This is a genomic window from Paraburkholderia fynbosensis (genome assembly GCF_902859935.1).
Taxonomy (GTDB): domain Bacteria; phylum Pseudomonadota; class Gammaproteobacteria; order Burkholderiales; family Burkholderiaceae; genus Paraburkholderia; species Paraburkholderia fynbosensis.
In genome coordinates this window covers 110651-129107 of sequence record NZ_CADIKI010000005.1, presented here as the reverse complement: position 1 = coordinate 129107, position 18457 = coordinate 110651, and the positions used below count along the sequence as shown (strand labels likewise).

General features: G+C 62.7%; 13 protein-coding genes and 1 pseudogene. 10 read left to right on the top strand and 4 right to left on the bottom strand.

Annotation, left to right across the window (positions count from 1 at the left end; all coding sequences use genetic code 11):
* Window positions 1-272 precede the first annotated feature (272 nt).
* The 7 genes from HV770_RS10270 to HV770_RS10240 all read left to right on the top strand — a co-directional run bounded on the left by HV770_RS10270 (window position 273) and on the right by HV770_RS10240 (window position 7245).
* A complete protein-coding gene (locus tag HV770_RS10270; protein ID WP_175159290.1) occupies window positions 273-1313 on the top strand; it encodes an ABC transporter substrate-binding protein in 1041 nt (346 codons plus the stop codon).
* A 108-nt stretch (window positions 1314-1421) separates the two neighbouring features.
* Window positions 1422-2456, top strand: a complete 1035-nt coding sequence (locus HV770_RS10265) for an aromatic ring-hydroxylating oxygenase subunit alpha (protein WP_175159289.1) — start codon at window positions 1422-1424, stop codon at window positions 2454-2456.
* 59 nt (window positions 2457-2515) lie between these two features.
* Window positions 2516-3328: an ABC transporter ATP-binding protein gene (locus HV770_RS10260; RefSeq protein ID WP_175159567.1), complete on the top strand. Its 813-nt coding sequence runs from the start codon at window positions 2516-2518 to the stop codon at window positions 3326-3328.
* The gene (locus HV770_RS10255) at window positions 3325-4176 is read left to right on the top strand and encodes an ABC transporter permease (protein WP_246290807.1); all 852 of its coding nucleotides are present in this window, start codon (window positions 3325-3327) and stop codon (window positions 4174-4176) included. The genes HV770_RS10260 and HV770_RS10255 overlap by 4 nt, the downstream gene beginning before the upstream one ends.
* Before the next feature lie 52 nt (window positions 4177-4228).
* Complete coding sequence (locus HV770_RS10250; protein WP_175159288.1) at window positions 4229-5677, top strand: isoxanthopterin deaminase; 1449 nt, start codon at window positions 4229-4231, stop codon at window positions 5675-5677.
* Window positions 5678-5727: 50 nt separating this feature from the next.
* On the top strand, window positions 5728-6105 hold the full coding sequence (locus HV770_RS10245; RefSeq protein ID WP_246290806.1) for an oxidoreductase: 378 nt from the start codon (window positions 5728-5730) through the stop codon (window positions 6103-6105).
* A 207-nt stretch (window positions 6106-6312) separates the two neighbouring features.
* Window positions 6313-7245: a LysR family transcriptional regulator gene (locus HV770_RS10240; RefSeq protein ID WP_175159287.1), complete on the top strand. Its 933-nt coding sequence runs from the start codon at window positions 6313-6315 to the stop codon at window positions 7243-7245.
* Here HV770_RS10240 and HV770_RS10235 read toward each other — a convergent pair.
* The 3 genes and pseudogenes from HV770_RS10235 to HV770_RS10225 all read right to left on the bottom strand — a co-directional run bounded on the left by HV770_RS10235 (window position 7222) and on the right by HV770_RS10225 (window position 9460).
* A pseudogene (locus HV770_RS10235) lies at window positions 7222-7939 on the bottom strand (SDR family oxidoreductase). The gene HV770_RS10240 and the pseudogene HV770_RS10235 sit on opposite strands and share 24 nt — an antisense overlap.
* Window positions 7940-8029: 90 nt before the next feature.
* A complete protein-coding gene (locus HV770_RS10230) occupies window positions 8030-8701 on the bottom strand; it encodes a peroxiredoxin-like family protein (RefSeq protein ID WP_175159286.1) in 672 nt (223 codons plus the stop codon).
* A gap of 192 nt (window positions 8702-8893) precedes the next feature.
* Window positions 8894-9460, bottom strand: coding sequence for a carboxymuconolactone decarboxylase family protein (locus HV770_RS10225; RefSeq protein WP_175159285.1), 567 nt, complete (start codon window positions 9458-9460; stop codon window positions 8894-8896).
* A 166-nt stretch (window positions 9461-9626) separates the two neighbouring features.
* On the opposite strand from HV770_RS10225, the gene HV770_RS10220 reads away from it, so the two are divergent.
* The 3 genes from HV770_RS10220 to HV770_RS10210 all read left to right on the top strand — a co-directional run bounded on the left by HV770_RS10220 (window position 9627) and on the right by HV770_RS10210 (window position 14527).
* Window positions 9627-10094 carry a porin gene (locus HV770_RS10220; protein WP_246290805.1) on the top strand — a complete coding sequence of 156 codons (468 nt, stop codon included), beginning with the start codon at window positions 9627-9629 and terminating at the stop codon, window positions 10092-10094.
* A 495-nt stretch (window positions 10095-10589) separates the two neighbouring features.
* The gene (locus tag HV770_RS10215; protein ID WP_175159283.1) at window positions 10590-14213 is read left to right on the top strand and encodes an AAA family ATPase; all 3624 of its coding nucleotides are present in this window, start codon (window positions 10590-10592) and stop codon (window positions 14211-14213) included.
* A gap of 56 nt (window positions 14214-14269) precedes the next feature.
* Window positions 14270-14527, top strand: coding sequence for a DUF4242 domain-containing protein (locus HV770_RS10210; RefSeq protein WP_175159564.1), 258 nt, complete (start codon window positions 14270-14272; stop codon window positions 14525-14527).
* Between the two features lie 261 nt (window positions 14528-14788).
* Here HV770_RS10210 and HV770_RS10205 read toward each other — a convergent pair whose 3' ends face one another.
* Entirely contained in the window at window positions 14789-18070 is a 3282-nt protein-coding gene (locus tag HV770_RS10205; RefSeq protein WP_175159282.1) for an adenylate/guanylate cyclase domain-containing protein, read from the bottom strand.
* Window positions 18071-18457 lie beyond the last annotated feature (387 nt).

Below are 18457 nucleotides of genomic sequence, written 5' to 3'. Positions count from 1 at the left end.
AACGTGGGGCATTGCTCTTGGGGCGCACCGTGCGCCCGCGTCGATCTTCGTGTCGACGTTTGAACGGAACCGTCCGGTTTCGCCAACAAGGAGCGCGCGATGTATTGCCCGATTTCTCACGAACGATGTGTCTCACCGCCTGTGCAGTCGCCCAGCGGCGTGGGCATTCGTGCGCGCATCGCGCGATGCTCTTTGTTGGCTCTATCTCGGCGATTCCGTTCCACACCATCCAAACCATCCACATGTTGTGTGTCCTCACACGGAGTTTTGTCATGCGTGTTCTGAGCCCTTTGCATTTGCTGTCCCGCGTCTTCCGCTTGTTCGGTTCTCACCGCTCATTCGTTGCACGCAGCGTGTCTGCCGTGACGCTGACCGGTGGGCTGATTGCCGCGCCGTTTGCCCATGCTACGGATCACGTCACCTTGCTCACCAACTGGTATGCACAGGCCGAGCATGGCGGTTTCTATCAGGCAGTCGCGGCTGGTATCTATCAGAAGTACGGGCTCGATGTCACGATCAAGATGGGTGGCCCCCAAGTGAACGGCATGCAGTTGCTTGCCGGCGGTCAGGCTGATTTCATGCTCGGCTACGATTTTCAGACGCTATCGAGCGTTGAGGCAGGGATTCCGGTAACGACCGTTGCGGCGGCATTTCAGTACGATCCACAAGGCATCCTCACGCACGCTGACGTGTCGAGTCTCGCGGGGCTGAAAGATAAAACCATTCTGGTGGCCGGCTCGGGGCGCACCAGCTGGTGGCCCTGGCTCAAAGCGAAGTACGGATACGCGGACGCCCAATCGCGCCCGTATACCTTCAACCTGCAACCGTTCTTCGCGGACCCCAATGTGGCGATGCAGGCCTATCCGTCGTCGGAGACCTACCAGGCCGAACAGGCGCATGTTCCTGCGCATTTTTTCCTGTTCGCGGACGACGGCTATCCGCCGTACAACACGACCATCGTGACGATGCGCGACACGCTGAAGAATAAGCCCGATGTGGTGGCGCGCTTCGTGAAAGCGTCGATGGAAGGCTGGAAAAGCTATCTGAACGATCCGGCGCCGGGCAATGCGTTGATCAAGAAAGACAATCCGCAGATGACGGACGCGCAACTCGCGTATGGCGTCGCTCAATTGAAGAAGCTGAAGCTGGTTACAGGCGGTGACGCGGCAGCATTGGGCATTGGTGCGATGACCGACGCGCGCTGGAAGAAGACGTTTGAGTACATGGTCGGCGCGAAGCTGCTGAAGCCCGCTACTGACTACCACAGTGCGTACACGCTGCAGTTCATTCAAAACGCCAAGGTGATGCCCTAAGCGCAGGCTCATTATCACTTGACCACTCTTCTCTAATACCTCGGTGTATGACCGGGTGTTCCTTCCCCGCACACGCAGAGAACCGAAACATGCTGAAGGAGATTCGCGATGCTCGTCACCCGTCAAAGGGTTTTACGCCGCTTCTGGTACGCCATCATGCCGATGGCCAAACTCGATGAAGGTCCGCAACCGTTCACGCTGCTCGGCGAGCCGATCGTGCTTTGGAAAGGCGCGGGCGGCAAGCCGCATGCGTTGCGGGATCGCTGCTGTCATCGCACGGCAAGATTGTCGAAGGGCTTTGTCGATGGCGACGGCAACATTGCATGCGGCTATCACGGCTGGACCTATGACTGTTCCGGTCAATGCGTGAAGATTCCGCAGAACAACGGCACAGCGATTCCATCGCGCGCGGTAGTTCAGGCGTATCGCTGCGAAGAGCGCTACGGCTACGCGTGGGTCGCGCTCGACGAACCGTTGCAGCCTATCCCCGAGTTCCCCGAGGAAACTGCTCCCGGTTATCGCCGCATCCTGCAGTTTTACGAGCGCTGGGAAACGAGCCCACTGCGGATGATGGAAAACTCGTTCGACAATTCCCATTTCAGCTTCGTGCATAAGTCGAACTTCGGTCTCTTCGACAATCCGAAGCCGTCGAAATACGAATTCCGTCCTAACGAGTGGGGCTTCGAAGCGCAGACGCACGTTCCCGTGCGCAATCCGCCAGCGAGTCATCGCGTGACTGGCACGGTCGAGGAAGTCACCGAGCGGCATCTGACCAACCGCTGGTTCATGCCGTTTGCGCGGCGCTTTGGCTGCGTATATCCGGCAAGCGGCGTGCATCACATCATCTACAACTGCGCAACGCCGATCGACGATCGCACGCTGATGCTGTCGCAATGGCTCTACCGCAACGACAGCGAAGAGGCCTGTTCGACGCAGGAACTGATCGACTGGGACCGTCCCATCACCGACGAAGACCGCGACATTCTCGAAGCCACGGACTACGACGCCTGCATCGACGTCCGGCGCCAGCAGGAATGCCATATGGAATCGGATCAACCGGGGTTGCTGATGCGTCGCATGCTGCTGAAGCTACTGAACGATCACGGCGAGAGCGAAGTGTTTCGCGTCGAAACGGAGGCGTGACGATGGAAAGCATCAACAGGAATTCCGCTCGATCCGGCGAGCACGGCCAGCCTGAAATCATGCAGGCGGCCGAAGCGCCGTTGCTCGCCGTACAGCGCGTCGACAAGTGCTATCCGAACGGTACCGTCGCGCTCGAAGACGTGCGGCTCACCATCGCGCCCGGCGAGTTCGTCTCCCTGCTCGGACCATCGGGATGCGGCAAGAGCACGCTGCTGAAAATGTTCGCCGGCATCGAATCGCCGACGCATGGCCATCTGCGCTGGTGGGGGCAGCCGTTCGAAACGGTCGGCTCGCCGGGGCGCCGCATGTCGATGGTCTTTCAGGAAGCGACCCTGATGCCGTGGGCAACCGTGGCCGACAACGTGCGCTTGCCGCTCGATCTCGCGCAGGTTCCGCGCCGCGAGGCGGACGCGCGCGTTGCCGACGCATTGGCAGGCGTTGGCCTCGAGAAATTCGGCAAGGTGCTGCCGCGCGAGCTTTCCGGCGGTATGCAGATGCGCGCCTCGCTGGCGCGCGCGCTCGTCACCGAGCCGGATCTGCTGCTGCTCGATGAGCCGTTTGGGGCGCTCGACGAATTCACCCGCAACCGGCTCGACAGCGACCTGCGCGCATTGTGGCAGCGGCGCGGCATGACCGTGGTGTTCGTCACCCACAGCATTTATGAGGCGGTGTATCTGTCGAGCCGGGTTGTCGTGATGCAGGCGCGGCCAGGACGCATCATCGCCGGGGTGTCGATTGAAGGACCGCTCGAACGGGACGATGCGTACCGCGTGTCCGCCCCCTTCATGCAGGACTGCAAGACGCTCTCCGAGCTGATCACCGACGCGCACCGCGCATCGATTCCGACCGGGCAAACAGAGGTGCAATCATGACAGGCGAAGTGCTGCGGGCTCATCCCACTCAACGCGCGGCGGCCGCGAAAGCCCCCACACGAACGCCGATATTGCAGCGGCCGGGTGTTGCGAAGGCGATCGCGCCGTGGCTGGTCGGCATTGTGTTTCTGGCGCTGTGGCAGGGCTGGTGCGTGCTGTTCAAGGTGCCTGCGTATCTGGTGCCGTCGCCGGTGGCGATTGTCGGGCAACTGATCCAGGATGCGCCGTTGCTGTTCGGCAGCCTGCTGATGACCCTGAAGATCACGTTGCTGGCCTTCGCGCTCGCCACGGTGTTAGGCGTAGTGATTGCGCTGCTGTTCGTGCAAAGCCCGTTGATCGAAGCGAGCCTGTTTCCGTATGCCATCCTGCTGCAGGTCACGCCGGTGGTAGCGATCGCACCGCTGATCATCATCTGGGTGAAGGACACAACTGTCGCGCTCGTGGTGTGCGCGACGTTGGTCGCACTGTTTCCGATCATCTCGAACACGGCGCTCGGACTGCGTAGCGTGAATCCCGGTCTCATCAATCTGTTCAGGATCAACCGTGCCACGCGTTGGCAAACGTTGATGCGGCTACGCATACCTAGCGCGTTGCCGTATTTCTTCGGAGGACTGCGCATTTCCAGCGGTCTGTCGCTGATCGGCGCGGTGGTCGCCGAATTTGTCGCCGGCACAGGCGGAAGCGGTGCGGGGCTGGCTTATCAGATCCTCCAGGCAGGCTTCCAGCTCAACATTCCACGGCTTTTCGCCGCTTTGCTTCTGATAACGGTAACGGGCGTTCTACTGTTCGGCATCACCGCGTGGGTGTCGCGTATCGGGTTGCGCGGATGGCACGAGAGTCAACTTTGATTCGCTTTCGCTCCACGCACTACGCTCCTCGTCTACTTATCGTTCAAACCCTATGCAAACTAACGAAACGCAAGGCTCTATCCTGATCCGCAATGCCGCTGCCATCATGACCGGCGGCAGTGGCGACGCGACCGATCCCGCGCGCGTGAGCGGCCCGGATATCCGCATTCGCGGCGAGACGATCGAAGCGATTGGCGCACTGTCCCCGCGCCCAGGCGAGGCGATTGTCGATGCAACCGATTGCGTGATCTACCCGGCGTGGGTCAACACGCATCATCATCTGTTCCAGTCGCTGCTCAAGGGCGATAGGGCCGGTCTGGACGCCACGCTCACGCCCTGGCTCGCGGCGACGCCGTATCGCTTTCGCGCGCTCTTCGACGAGCAGCGCTTTCGTCTTGCGGCGCGCATCGGTCTGATCGAACTGGCGCGTTCCGGTTGCGCGACTGTCGCCGACCACAACTACGTTTATTACCCGGACATGCCGTTCGACAGCTCGGCCATCCTGTTCGAAGAAGCGGAAAAGCTCGGTCTGCGATTTGTTCTGCTGCGTGGCGGTGCCACGCAAACGCGGCAACTCGAAGCGGATCTGCCGACCGCGCTACGCCCCGAAACGCTGGACGCTTACATCGGTGATATCGAACGTCTTGCCGCCACATATCACGATGCTTCGCCACGGGCGATGCAGCGTGTCGTAATGGCACCTACTACGGTGCTGTATTCGATCTCGCCCACGCAGATGCGCGAGAGCGCGGCGGTGGCGCGCCGTCTCGGGCTGCGTCTGCACAGTCACCTCTCCGAGACAGTGGGCTACCAGGATAGCGCGCACGATCTTTACCGGCGTTCGCCGGTTGCGTTCTGCGGCGAGCACGACTGGCTCGGCAGCGACGTCTGGTACGCGCATCTCGTGAAGGTCGATGCCGACGAAATCGCTATGCTCGCGCAAACGGGTACAGGAGTCGCCCATTGTCCGCAAAGCAACGGTCGCCTTGGCAGCGGCATTTGCCCGGTTCGGGAGATGGCGGATGCGGGTGTGCCGGTGTCGATCGGCGTTGACGGCGCTGCGTCCAACGAAGCCGCCGACATGATTTCAGAAGTACACATGACGTGGCTCGCGCAACGCGCTCGGCTCGGAATGGCGGCCACACCGCAATTTCGCGGCGGCAGTTTCGAAGGCGGCGCGCATGCGGCGAGCGTGGAAGACGTCATTCATTGGGGCACCGCGGGCGGCGCGCAGATCACGGGCCTCGACGAAGTGGGCAAAATCGCGCCGGGATACTCCGCGGATATCGCCATCTATCGCCTCGACGACCCGCGTTACTTCGGCCTGCATGATCCGGCCATTGGACCGGTGGCCTCCGGTGGGCGGCCGTCTTTGGCCGCGCTGTTTTCGGCGGGGCGGCAGGTGGTCCGCAATGACGAGATCGACGGCGTGGACCTCGCGCAGCTAGGGCGCGAGGCGAGGGCGGCGGTCAAGGCCTTGCTCGCCGAGGTGGATGGCTGAGCGCTGGTTCGGTATTACGCAGTTGATTGGCGAGCGGGGTCGTCTCACCGATGAATCGGTGTGGTCATGTCGCGCGCCGTCTGGATGGCTATGGGCCGGCGCATCTGCGTGTGGTCGAGCCGGGTGTGCGCGGTAATGATGACATCGCCGCAGTGGCGTCGGCGGTATCGGCGAAGGACTTGCGGCGCGTGTTCAAAGGTACGCTCATCGCGGCGGGCGGCTTCACTGCGGATAGTGCGCATCGCATGATCGAAGCAGCTGACGCCGATCTCGTCGCATTGGGGCGCCTGTTTATCTCCAATCCGGATCTGCCCGAGCGACTGCGCGCCGGGGCGCCGCTGAACCGTTACGACCGCTCGACGTTCTATGGCGGCGATGCGCGCGGCTACACCGATTATTTATTCCACAGCGCAGCGCCGGTTATGTGAGCGGGACTGCGCGCATAGCTAACGGCCCCACCGCAGGATCGCCTGCGGCGGGGCCGTTTAGCTTTTGTGGATGTTTGCGTGAATTCAGATGGCAAAGACGGATCACCAGCAATTTCATCGGCCACATGCTCTGACGCGCTAGACTTCCGCCTGAACACATCTTATCCCCGACACGGACTTCACGGTCCTTCAAGGAGAAGCAGCGGCATGGACCGGATGGCAGCAATGGAAACGTATGTCAGCGTAGTGGAGGCGGGCTCGTTCTCGGCAGCCGCAAAACGGCTCAAACTCGGGCAACCGGCCGTCTCGAAGTCGATTGCGCAACTCGAAGAGCGACTCGGCGTGAGGCTCCTCTTGCGCTCGACACGCGGACTGACGCCCACCGATGCGGGACAGCGCTTCTATGAGCACGCAAGGCGTGCAATCGAAGAAGCGGACCTTGCAGAACATCTCGCGCGCGACGCGTCTACCGGATTGTCCGGCGTGCTGCGCATCAGCGCCGCCGTGACCTTCGCGCGGCTGCATATCCTCCCTGCGCTCAAGACGTTTCTCGATCGGCACCCTGATTTGCAGATCGATATCGTGCTGGACGATCGCTCCATCGATCTGCTCGAAAAAGGCGTGGACGTTGCCCTGCGCATGGGATCGCTCGACGATTCGACGATGACCGCACGCCGCATTGCGCAAAGCCGCCGGCTGGTTGTCGGCACGCCCGCGTATTTCGCCGAAGCGGGCGTGCCGACAACGCCTGCGGACCTCAGTCAGCATCAGGTGATCGTGTATTCGTTGCGAGGCGGCGGCGAATCGTGGGCGTTCAGCCAGCACGGCAAGGAAGTGGCGGTGGTCGTGTCCGGGCGCGTCAGCGTGAGCGCCGCCGAAGGCATGCGTACCACGGTGCTCGGTGGACTGGGCCTTGCGATCGCGTCGGAATGGATGTTCTCGCCGGAACTTGCCCAAGGCACGGTTCAGGCGGTATTGACCGACTGGGAATTGCCCCCGATCGACCTGTGGGCGGTCTTCCCGGCCGGACGTCTGGTGAGTGCGAAGGCGCGAGCGTTCGTCGCGTTCGTGGAAGAGATACTCGGCGCCGCTGGCAGCAGCAACGGCGGCACTTCCTCAGAAAGCGAGCTTGCCGATTGACGCTCCGCCGTCGACATAGAGTGTCTGACCGGTCATGAAAGCGGCCGCCTCAGAAAGCAGAAATTCGATGGTCGCGGCAATCTCATGAGGCTGGCCCAAGCGACCCATGGGCACTGCGGACAGATAGCGCTTTTTCACCCTCGCTCCCCGGCGGATTGTTCGCGCGAAACAGCACGGTTTCGGTCGGACCCGGCGCGACGGCATTCACCGTGATGCCCGTGCCGGCCAGTTCCAGCGCCCACGAACGCGCAAAACTCACCAGCGCTGCTTTGGCCGCTGCATAGGCCGTGCGCTGCGTCATGCCGAGAATCGTCAGGCTGGAAATGTTCACGACGCGTCCCCAGCCGTGTGCCCGCATACCGGGAAGCAGCGCCTGTACGGTCTGCACGGCAGGATGCAGATTCAGCGCGAGAACGTCGTCGAGATCGTTGAGTGCGATTTCACCCAGACGCTGCGGCCTGACTAGCGCGACGTTGTTCACCACGCCATCGAATGCATGACGACGCACCAGATCATCGAGCACCGCACCCGTTGCGCAACGGTCGGCCAGATCGACGCGGACCAGTTCGCCCGGGAAATCGCATGCTTCGCGCGCGAGACCCACCACATGGTGGCCGTCGGCAATCAGCCGTTCTGTCAACGCAAGGCCAATGCCCTTGGTCGCGCCGGTTACGAGAAATGTACGCTGTGTCATCAAATGTCCTTTACTAACCGGAAAGAATCGAAAAGCCGCAACGGGTTCTCCGGCGCGGCGTGGTGATTGCCGAGCGTTGAGCGGAAAGGCTCAGGCGTTGGCCTTCGCTTTTTCCAGAACCGTGAACATGTCCGACGGGTCGGGACGACGCGTGTAGTCCGGGTTGACCTCAGAATAGAGCACGATGCCATCCTGTCCGATGACGTAGCGCGCGGGCATTGGCAAGGTCCAGCTCGGGTCGTTATTGAACGCCGGCAGATCGTTCTTCAGGTTCTTGTACAGCTCGACCAGATAGTCGGGCAACGCGAAACGCAGGCCAAAATTGGCGCCCGTCTGACCGTTCACGTCGCTCAGCACCGGAAAACCTAGTTCGTTGGTGCGCACCGACTTGCGGCTATTGACCGGCGTTTGCGGCGAGATCGCCACGACGTTCGCGCCGTAGGCCTGAATCGCCGGCAGCACTTCGTTGATCGCCTGCAGCTCAATATTGCAGTACGGGCACCAGACGCCGCGGTAGAACGTCACCACCAGCGGGCCCTTCACCAGCAACGCAGCGGAAGACACGTCATTGCCATCCTGATCTTTCAGGTTGAAATGCGGTGCGCGGTCGCCGGCTTTGATCGCGCGGCCTGCCTGCCCGCTCGCAATCAGCTCTGCCGTGGCGCGTTCCATCACCGGATGAATCTCCGGCGGCGCGCTGAATGGCGGCTTGCCGGCTTTGAAGTCGGCCCGGAATGCGTCGAGTTTGTCTTGCAGTGACATGAGTGTTCTCCGTCGAGAGGAATAGAGGAATTGAGAAACTAACGAGTCGGTGGATTCAGGCCGCCGCCCGACGTGCGGGCCAACGTAGCGTTGGAGTAAGCGTTTTTATGGCGGTCGAACGTGGACATCGCGGTTCCTCGGGGCATTTCGGCATGGAACTGGACGGGAGCCACGTGGGCTCCCGCAAACGACTTAGGCGGCGACAGCGACCGGTTTGGTCCACTCGTTACCGGCCATGAAGCCGTCGAGTTCAGTGTGGACGATGTGGTTGGTGTAGTTGCTCATCACCTTGGTTGCCACGCCCAGGATTACTTCGAGGACGTTCTTACGGGTGTAGCCAGCGGCGAGGAACGCGTCGACATCGGCGTCCGGCACGAAGCCACGCTCACGCACCACGAGCGTCGCGAAGCGATGCAGCGCTTCGAGCTTTGCATCCGGCAGCGGCGTGCCGGCGCGCAGCGCGGCGATCACGCCTGCGTCCATCTTGATCATCTTTGCCAGCGTGCTGTGACCGGCCATGCAGTAGTGGCAGTTGTTCTCGAAGTTCGAGGTCAGGTAGACGACCTGCTGTTCGTGTGGAGTCAGCGTGCTCTTCGAGAACAGGTCCCACAGCGCCGAGTAACCGGCCAGCAGCGCGGGCGATTCCGCCATATGCGCCTGCAGGTTGGGGACAAAGCCGAAGGCGCGCTTCGTGTCTTCGAGGCTGGCCTTCGAGGCGGCCGGTGCGTTATCGATCGTGTAGGTTTGGAAGTTGCTCATCGTTTTGCTCCTGTTGGTTGATGGTGAGCAAATGATGAAGGTCAGCGCCTTTTCGAAGAAGGCAGGCGCCATCGATAACAGTCATTCCTGGGAGGCATAAAGCGAGGAGGGCATTGAACTGGACGAGCCGGAGAACGCTGAGAGTCCCCGTGCCGGGATGAATTCGTTGAGGGCTGGTCGAAACGCAGGCTTCACGAGCGCGCGTTCGGTCAGCATTGCGCGTGCGGCGGGCCAATACACGTATGGCGCGTGGACCGGCGGTCTCGGCTATTCGCGTACCGAATACACACCCGATGGCGCGTCGCTCTTCACCAGCAGCGCGCGGTTCAACAGCGGCTCGGTGTTCATGAACTATCAGGCAAATCCGGCACTGCGGCTCGGAGTCGGCTATCACTACACGTGGCTGAGCGGCGCGGATGCGGCGCACTATAACCAGGTCAACGCCGGCGCGGATTACCTCGTGTCGAAGCGCACCGATATCTACGCGATCGCGGCATTCCAACGCGCGTCGGGATCGACGCTCAATGCCGCAGGGGAGAGCGTGGCAGCGCAGGCCGTGATCGGCGATTACGGCCTGAATTCGGGCTCCAATACACAGACACTTGTGTCGGTTGGGGTGCGTCATCGGTTCTAGGAGGGATAACCCGTGCGAGGCGTCAAGATATCGGCGACCTCGTACAGGATATTGTTACGTGCATTCGCCGGTTGTGGGTAGCTGGGTGTGGCCGAATGCGACCCGGAATTTAATCACCAGCGCATCCTGTCGTCGATACCTTCAGTTTTCACCACACACCATCGTCGGGAAGGCTTTGCAACGTGGTAGCGTTGCAGTGCCGATGCATCTATCGCTGGCAGTCAGCGCGCGCGGTGCGGCTGACCGACCGACGAGGGACGGCCGTTAGGACGGCATTCGAACGTCTGCGCCGCGCCGATCCGTGAGGAGCCAGGCATCGCTAACCGTGGGTCGCCAAGCGGCGCAATGTTCGTTCCTCTTACTTAAGCGATGCCCGCACGCGCCTCACATTGCCGACGCCTGATCAGGCAATCGTCGGAACGGGCGAGAACATGCATGGACAAGTAGCGCTACCACGCCGATCATAGTCCTCGACGGCACAGCAGAGTTCTAACGATGACGGACGATCTGACGACATGGCTGGTGCAAATTGGCCTCGGTGGGCACGCCACGAAGTTTGCATCGCAAGGGATCGACTGGGATGTGCTCGGCGACCTGTCCGAGGGCGATTTAAAGGAGCTCGGCCTGACGCTCGGCGACCGCAAGCGGCTCGCGAAAGGGCTTGCGGCGCTGAGCGAATCCCACGCGCGATCGCTCGACCGCGCGAAGGAGCGAGCAGACTTGCCTGCGCTGGCTGCGCGCGCAACCGTCGAGGCCGAGAGGCGGCAACTCACCGTGATGTTCGTCGACCTCATCGATTCCACCGCTCTCGCGGAGCGATTCGATCCCGAGGACATGCGACGCCTGCTAGGGATCTATCATCAAGTCTGTGCAAGCGTGATCGAAGTTCATGAAGGTCACATCGCGCTTTACATCGGTGACGGCCTGCTCGTTTACTTCGGCTACCCGAACGCGCACGAAGACGATGCCGTGCGCGCGGTACTCTCCGCTCTCGCTGTCGTTTCGGCGCTTCGAGAGGCCAACGATCGCATCGAAGTCGAGCACGGCGTACGCCTGCAGATGCGTATCGGGATCGAGACGGGACTTGTCGTCGCCGGCGCGATCGGCGCTGGGTCCACGCGGGACCGCCAGGCGATCGTCGGAGAGGCGCCAATCATCGCCGCAAGGCTGCAGTCGGTCGCTCCGCCCGACGCGATCGTCGTGGGCCCGGCCACCCAGCGGCTGATCGAAGGATCGTTCGTGCTCGAAGACCTTGGTTGGCAAGAGCTTAAAGGGATCGCTGGCCCGGTTCGAGTCCAACGCGTGCTGGCGCAAACGGATGCGATCGACCGCTTCGAAATCAGGGCGGTCTGCGGCATCACGCCGCTCATCGGCCGAGCCGCGGAACTCGACATGATCCGGCAACGCTGGAAGCAGAGCGTCGACGGCGAAATGCGCTGCGTGGTGTTGAGCGGCGAGCCGGGTATCGGAAAATCTCGTGTGCTGCGGGCATTCGGCGACGGCATCAGTGGCGACAACCATGCGGTCGTTTCGCTCCAATGTTCCTCGTACTATTGCAACAGCCCTTTCTGGCCGGTATTGCGCTGGCTTCGGCGCAGCTTTGGCCTCGGTCCCGACGCGCCCGACTCGTCGGATCTTGAACGGCTGGAGGCCGGAATTGCAAGACTCCGACTCGATGCCGACGAGACGCTTCTCGTGCTGACGACCTTGCTCGGAATCCCGGCGGGCGCGCGCCATCCGGCAATCGATGCCTCGTCCCCGTCCTTCAAACGCCGGACGCTCGACGTGCTCGTCGCCATCATCGAAAAGTCGACGCGAATTCAGCCGGTGCTCGTCATCGTCGAGGACGCGCACTGGATCGATCCGTCATCCCTCGAGTTCGTTCGGCTGGTGCTCGAGCGGCTCGTGGCCGCCTCGCTGCTGCTATTGCTCACGGCGCGGCCCGAGTTCGAACCGGGATGGACTTACCCTCATCTCGTACGGGTCAACCTCGATCGGCTCTCGCGCCGCGATTGCATTGCGATGATCGAAAGGCTGACCAATGGAAAGCGGCTGCCGCGTTTCGTAGTCGATCAGATCGTCTCCAAAACGGACGGCGTACCGCTCTTCGTCGAGGAACTGACAAAGACCGTTCTCCAAGGCGAATTGCTGGAGGATGCCGGCACGCGCTACGAGTTGAAAGGAACGCCGCAGACGATTGCGATCCCAGACACGCTACAGGGCTCGCTACTATCGCGGCTCGACCGGCTCGAGCCAGCCGTGAAGGAAACCGCCCAGATCGCGGCCACGGTGGGGCGGGAGTTCGGCAGGAAACTGCTTGGCCTGATCGCGTCGAGGTCGGAGAACGATCTGCAGGAAACGCTAGACCGTCTGATCGCAGCCGAAATTATCCTCCCCGTTTCGGGTAACCCCGCGGAGGGAGACGTGTATCTGTTCCGGCACGCGTTGATCCAGGAGATCGCCTACCAATCCCTGTTGCTTGCGCGCCGCCGCCAATACCACGCGCTGATCGCCACTGCTCTGGAGGAGCATTATCCGGAAATCGTCAATCGGCAGCCCGAATTGATCGCTCAGAACTTCGCTGCGGCCGACCTGCCAGATCGCGCAATCGGCTACTGGCAGCGTGCCGCGGAGCAGGCCCTTGCCGGCGCAGCCTACGACGAGGCTATCGCTCACGTGCAGCGCGGGCTTGAACTGATAAGCCGATGTTCCTATAGTGGTCAGGATCGGGCAGCCCACCTGGTGCCTCTGCTGCTGACAAGAGGCGGAGCGGAACTCCGGTTAGCCCGGCGCGAGGCGATAGTGACCTTCCGGCAGGCCGCGCAAATTGCTCGCGAGCAGAACTTGCCGTCGTTTCTTGTGCAGGCGGCGTTGGGTTTCGACACCGCCGAGACGTTCCTCGAAGGCTCCGGCAAAGCATCGCTTTCCTTGCTGGAAGAGGCGCTCGGCTTGATCGGCGCCGAGGAGTCCGTCGAGCGCTCTCGCCTGTTGAGTCGTCTGGTCCGCACCGTCCACATGACCGGTGCAGGTGAACAAGCCGACGAACTGGTTCTTGAGGCTGTCGCTCTAGCCAGACGTCTGAACGACCTGCCGAGCTTGTTCGACGCATTGGCGTGCGACATGATGCATATCGGAGCTCGCCCTCTGCCTGCGGACAAGTTCCCGGAGCGTGCAAGCGCGTTACAGGAGTTGAGCCAGATCGCAGAAGATCTCGGTGATGCGCACACCATAGGTCACGCATGCGCTCGCTGTCTCGCCGGCTACCTGGAGATCGGCGCGGTGGAACGCTTCGAGAGCGCTCTGGAAAGATATCGGCAGATTGCCACCAGTGGACAGCATTTCGTCGACAAGTGGTGCGTGACGGGTGCGCAGGCGATGCGGGCCATACTCGTCGGGGACTTCGCCGTGGCGGAGCACAAGGCGCGAGAGTCGTTGCAAATGGCGCAGAGTGTCGATGCGAAACTCGCAACGGGGGTCTACGGCATGCAGATGTTTTCGATACGCCGCGAACAAGGCCGGCTCGCCGAGGTCGCGCCGCTCTTCAAGCGGTTCGTCGACGAGCATTCCGAAGATGCTGTGTGGCGTCCGGGGCTCATGTTGATCTGCAGCGATCTCGGCTTCGAAGCGCAGGCCCGCGACAATCTCGATCGGCTTGCGGAATCGGAATCCAGCATCCCCGTAGACAGCAAGCGGCTCGTCACGTTGACGTATGTGGCGGAAGTCGCTGCGCGGCTCCGGGACGTCGGGCACGCCGAACAAATATATGCCCTTCTCCTGCCGTTCCGGGACCAGGTTGTCACCGTTCCTGTGTTTACGCTGTGCTGCGGATCGGCGGCACGGCATCTCGGCATGCTCGCCGGCGCTCTTGGCGATTGGTCCGCCGCCGAAGAGCATTTCGAATACGCGCTGTGCATGGATGAGCGCTTGCGAGCGTCGCCCTGGCTGGCGCATAGCCGGCACGAATTCGCCCTCATGCTGGCAGCACGCAATCGCATCGAAGACAGAGCACGAGCGCAAGACCTGCTCGCCGCGGCGGCCGCCGCGGCGAACGAACTGAAGATGTTTGCCCTCGTGGAGCGCATCCGTGCCGCTCGGACAAGCACAGGGCTCAGAAACTAGTACCCGGCTGCAGGTTGCGAGGCGCAGCGATGCAGCCACTACTCAAGGAGGATCCGATGCCACGTTTTATGATTGAACGAAATTTTGCGGAACAGTTGGAGGTCACCGGCGCAAGTGCGGGTGCCGTGAAACTGATCAACGACGAGGAGGGCGTCGAGTGGCTCTTTTCGTTTCTCAGTGCGGACAAGAAGAAGACTTATTGCCTATACGAGGCGCCCAACGCCGACGCCATCCGCGCTGCGGCACGCCGGGCGAACCTGCCTGCCGATGTGATCATCGAGGTGAGCGACTTGCGGCCAGAAATGTTCAATTAAGGGCAGGGGCGCGAATGGCACCGTCGTGTCGCGAGGGCGATGCAACGACAGGGGCGCCGCCCATGTTATCGAGCAACGGCAACAACGCTGGAGCGGGTGACTCGGGCCATAACAAGACAGCCGGGACAATTCGCCTTAAGGCCAGACACCGCCCGGACGGCGGGATTGTTCGCTGAATGCGCACATCATGAGCGGGTCTTTGCTCCTGTCGTTCGCAGTTGAGCGAACCGAATCGATGGAATGCAGCGGGCAACGCCTCCGCTACGAGGCAAGCGCAGCGTCTACCGCAGGCAGATAGCTGCCGTATCCCGCTTCCACGAGGTCCGCGCGTACACGCTCGAGTTCGCGCCGCGTTCCTTCGCCAGAATGGTCATGCTGCGCACGAGCGAGGGCGCGCCCGCGCCTCACGAACAGTTCTGCCCAGGGCAGCGGCTCGACGCGGGTATAGTCTTCGAGGGCAGCGGCGTAGTGCAATACGCCGGCAGCGTCACCGGCGGACAACATCGCTTCGATCGCATCGCGGTAGAACCACAGATGATTGTGCCCGACCGCACCGCGCCGCAACATGTCGGCGCCTTCGGCGAGCAGACGTGTGCGCTCATCGTCGTCCTCGACGGCGCGGCTTAGTGCGCCGACGGCCTTGGGGGCGCTGAACTGCGTTCCCACCTCGGAGCAAATCGCCAGCGCTTCGCGCAGCAATTCGGCGGCCTCTCGCCGATGCCCGCTGTCGAGCAGCCCGCGCGCTCGCATTTCCATGTTCTGTGCTTCGAAGCGGCGAGCGCCCAGTTGACGGATGATCCGCATCTCGCGCTCGAGATGAGCGAGCGTAGCCGGCATGTCACCCATTTCGTAGCAGGCAAACACGCCCAACGTTTCGCACAGCATCTGCGCACGCGGCTGGCTGACCAGCGCTGCGGCGCGCGCGGCGGCGCTTACGTCCTCGCGCGCCGCGCATGCCTCGTTGAGGAAGATCCTGCTGAAGCCGGCCATCGAACGATTGGCGACCTCGATGCGGCCGAAACCGTGCTCACGGCTCAACGCGACGCACAGGCTGAAGTGCTCGAAGGCGGTGCGCATGCGCCCTTGCGCGTAGGCCGCATCCGCGAGGCCGCCGAGTGCGCGCGCTTCCGCTTCAGGCAGGCCGAGCCGCCGTGCATAGGCGAGCCCGCGCTCGTGCTCGGCGCGGCAATCCTCGATCCTGCCAAGCGGAAAGAGGATGTTGCCGCGCAAGTGATGCAGGCGTGCGAGTTCGGGCACCATGCCCAGACGCTCGGCCACCTGCTGCGCGGCGTCGAGCAGCGGGAGGGCTTCGGCGAGGCCTTCGCATACCCGCAGACCTTCGGCGAGCCCGAGTTGCGACTGACAGAGATCGGCTTCATTCGGCGCAGCGGCCACGGCCGCACGGTACGTCGCGATCGACCCGGCAATGTCGCCGAGGTCTCGTTGGAGTTCGCCCTTGAAGCAGGTCAGCGCGTAGCGATCGATATCCCTTTGTGCGATTTGCAGGCCTCGCTCGACTAGCCGGAATGCCGCCTCGGTGAAGTACGCCGCGCGTTGTGCGAGCGCGGCGTCGAGGTAGGCCGGCGGCGCCCGCTCGTCCTCGGCGCGATCGAGATGCTGGGCGCGCAGCACCGGGTCGGACGCTGCAAACCAGTCGGCCGCGAGGCGGTGCAACTCGCGCCGGCGTGCCCGCAGCAGCGTCGAGTAGGCGCTCTGCTGGATGAGCGCGTGGGCAAACAGGAAATCTTCGCCTTCCGGCAAGACGAGCGCATTGCGGACGAGCCCGTGACAGACGTAGTCCGGTGTATCGATCAGCCGGCGCAGCAAGGCGAGGCCAAAGCGCTGTCCGATGACTGCGGCGGCCTGGAACGCCTCGCGGTCGCGCGCAGTCAGCCGGTCCATGCGCGCCAGTACGAGGCTCTGGATAGTGGCGGGGACCGCTTCCTCGCTGCCTTCCTCGGCGTTACGCAGGAGTTGTTCGAGGAACAGCGGATTGCCGCCGGCTCGTTCGATGCAGGCACGCGCGACACGCCCGCTTGCATCGATAAAGCTGCCGGCAAGGTTCAGCGCCTCCTCGCTGCGCAGCGGGCCAAGATCGATCGTGGCAAAGGGCGTGCCGCGGCAACTGGCTCGCCATGCCGTGTCGAGCGGATCGCCGTCCACGCGCGAAGTCATCACGAGCAGGCCCGGACCGTTCGCGATCGCCGCGGCGAAGGCGGCCAGATAACCGAGCACCTGCGGGTCGGCCCAATGAAGGTCTTCCACGGCAATCAAGGTTGGCCCGTGCCGGCAGACATCCTCCGTGATCGCTGCCGCGACCGTGCGCTTGCCGCGCGCGCGTGCAGCATTGTCCATCGCATCGTAAAGCGTGCGCCCTTCACCGGTTTGCGTGAGGCCGAGGATGTCGTGGAGAAACATGAGCTGCTCGGGGCCGATGGCCCCGGAGGCCGCAACCCGTCCGGCGGCAGCGCGCCGTTCATCGACGCCGGCCGCCGGCGCGAGGCCCACCAGGCTGCCGACAATGGCGCGGATGGGATCTTGGCCTTTCCCCACGCCGAAATCAAGCACGAGGCCGCGGTGGCACGCAAAGCCCAGCGTTTCGACGAAGCGGCGCATTTCGTCGACGAGCCGCGTCTTGCCGATGCCCGCCTCGCCGCGGACATAGACGACGTGGCCGGCCCGCTGCTCGAGGCACGCGCGGGCGAGGCCCTTGAACTGCTCAAGTTCAGCCTTGCGGCCGACGAAAACACTTCGGCTTGGGATGACGGTTTCACCGGCGAGACAGCGCAGACGCCACACGTGCACCGGCGAATCAATTCCCTTGAAGCGCATCGCGCCGGCGGCGTCGCTTATCACGCATTGACCGAGTGCGCGATGCGCGCCATCGGAGAGCAGAGTTTCGCCAGGGCCGGCGGCGGCAACTAGCCGGGCCGCCAGGTTCACGGACTCGCCAAGCACGGTGTAGTCCCGAACGTCCGCGCGCTCGAACGGACCCGCGACTACCTCGCCGCTGGCAATGCCCACATGCGCTCTCAGCGGAAGCGACACCTGCTCGGCCAGTCCGTTAAGTGCCTCATGAATTTCCAACGCGGCACGCGCCGCGCGAAGCGGATCGGTATCGTGCGCGCGCGGTGCGCCGAAGATGGCCATTACGGCATCGCCGATGTGCTTGTCAATCGTACCGCCGTAGCCGAGCACGATCCCATCGACGAGCGCGGTGTAACGAGCGGTCAATTCGCGTAACTCTTCAGGATCAAGTGTTTGCGACAGCGCCGTGAAGCCACACAGATCGGCGAAGAGAACGGTGACTTGCCGGCGCTCGCTCGCAGGCGCATTCGCGGCAGGCGGCGCTGCGCACATGGCGACACGCTGATCGGCAATGGCCGCGAGTAGGCGCTTGCGGTGGCCGAGCGAGAGGACGCCGAGTTCTTTGAGGTCCGCGTCGTCGAGTTGTTCCAGCATCGTGAAATCGATGTCGTTCCCGGCAAATGCGGGTATGTATTGTTCAAGTCCCAATCCATGCAGCCACTGATCGATATCCATCGCCGCCGCCAATCCGATGCGTTCGAATTTACTCCGCGCCGCTCATTGCCGCTCATTGCCGCGCAGGTTATCGAACCCTATGCCCGGACCGGGCCGTGTTGGACCCACGGATCATACGAAACGACGCCCCTTCCGTTGCCGGGCTGCGACGGGCGCAACAGTCAGATACTCTCGTTGAAATTATTCCCGATCAAACACAGTGTACGTCCAGCGCGAAGAAGACGGATAGCGTTCATGAGCGACGCGGTGGGTGCAGATTCCGCCAGCCGCGTGCCATCGCGCCGCGGTGCGTTTGACACTGGTTGCGGCCACGGCGGATACTGCACGACGAGTCGGGCACGTTGTCCCGCGAAGAGGCGAGCGCGACGTGCGGTCGTTCGTCATCCG

Excerpts from the sequence above, each read along its gene's own strand:
- HV770_RS10270 (WP_175159290.1), top strand. The coding sequence starts at position 273 with ATGCGTGTTCTGAGCCCTTTGCATTTGCTGTCCCGCGTCTTCCGCTTG.
- HV770_RS10265 (WP_175159289.1), top strand. The coding sequence starts at position 1,422 with ATGCTCGTCACCCGTCAAAGGGTTTTACGCCGCTTCTGGTACGCCATC.
- HV770_RS10260 (WP_175159567.1), top strand. The coding sequence starts at position 2,516 with ATGCAGGCGGCCGAAGCGCCGTTGCTCGCCGTACAGCGCGTCGACAAG.
- HV770_RS10255 (WP_246290807.1), top strand. The coding sequence starts at position 3,325 with ATGACAGGCGAAGTGCTGCGGGCTCATCCCACTCAACGCGCGGCGGCC.
- HV770_RS10250 (WP_175159288.1), top strand. The coding sequence starts at position 4,229 with ATGCAAACTAACGAAACGCAAGGCTCTATCCTGATCCGCAATGCCGCT.
- HV770_RS10245 (WP_246290806.1), top strand. The coding sequence starts at position 5,728 with ATGAATCGGTGTGGTCATGTCGCGCGCCGTCTGGATGGCTATGGGCCG.
- HV770_RS10240 (WP_175159287.1), top strand. The coding sequence starts at position 6,313 with ATGGACCGGATGGCAGCAATGGAAACGTATGTCAGCGTAGTGGAGGCG.
- HV770_RS10230 (WP_175159286.1), bottom strand. The coding sequence starts at position 8,701 with ATGTCACTGCAAGACAAACTCGACGCATTCCGGGCCGACTTCAAAGCC.
- HV770_RS10225 (WP_175159285.1), bottom strand. The coding sequence starts at position 9,460 with ATGAGCAACTTCCAAACCTACACGATCGATAACGCACCGGCCGCCTCG.
- HV770_RS10215 (WP_175159283.1), top strand. The coding sequence starts at position 10,590 with ATGACGGACGATCTGACGACATGGCTGGTGCAAATTGGCCTCGGTGGG.
- HV770_RS10210 (WP_175159564.1), top strand. The coding sequence starts at position 14,270 with ATGCCACGTTTTATGATTGAACGAAATTTTGCGGAACAGTTGGAGGTC.
- HV770_RS10205 (WP_175159282.1), bottom strand. The coding sequence starts at position 18,070 with ATGGATATCGATCAGTGGCTGCATGGATTGGGACTTGAACAATACATA.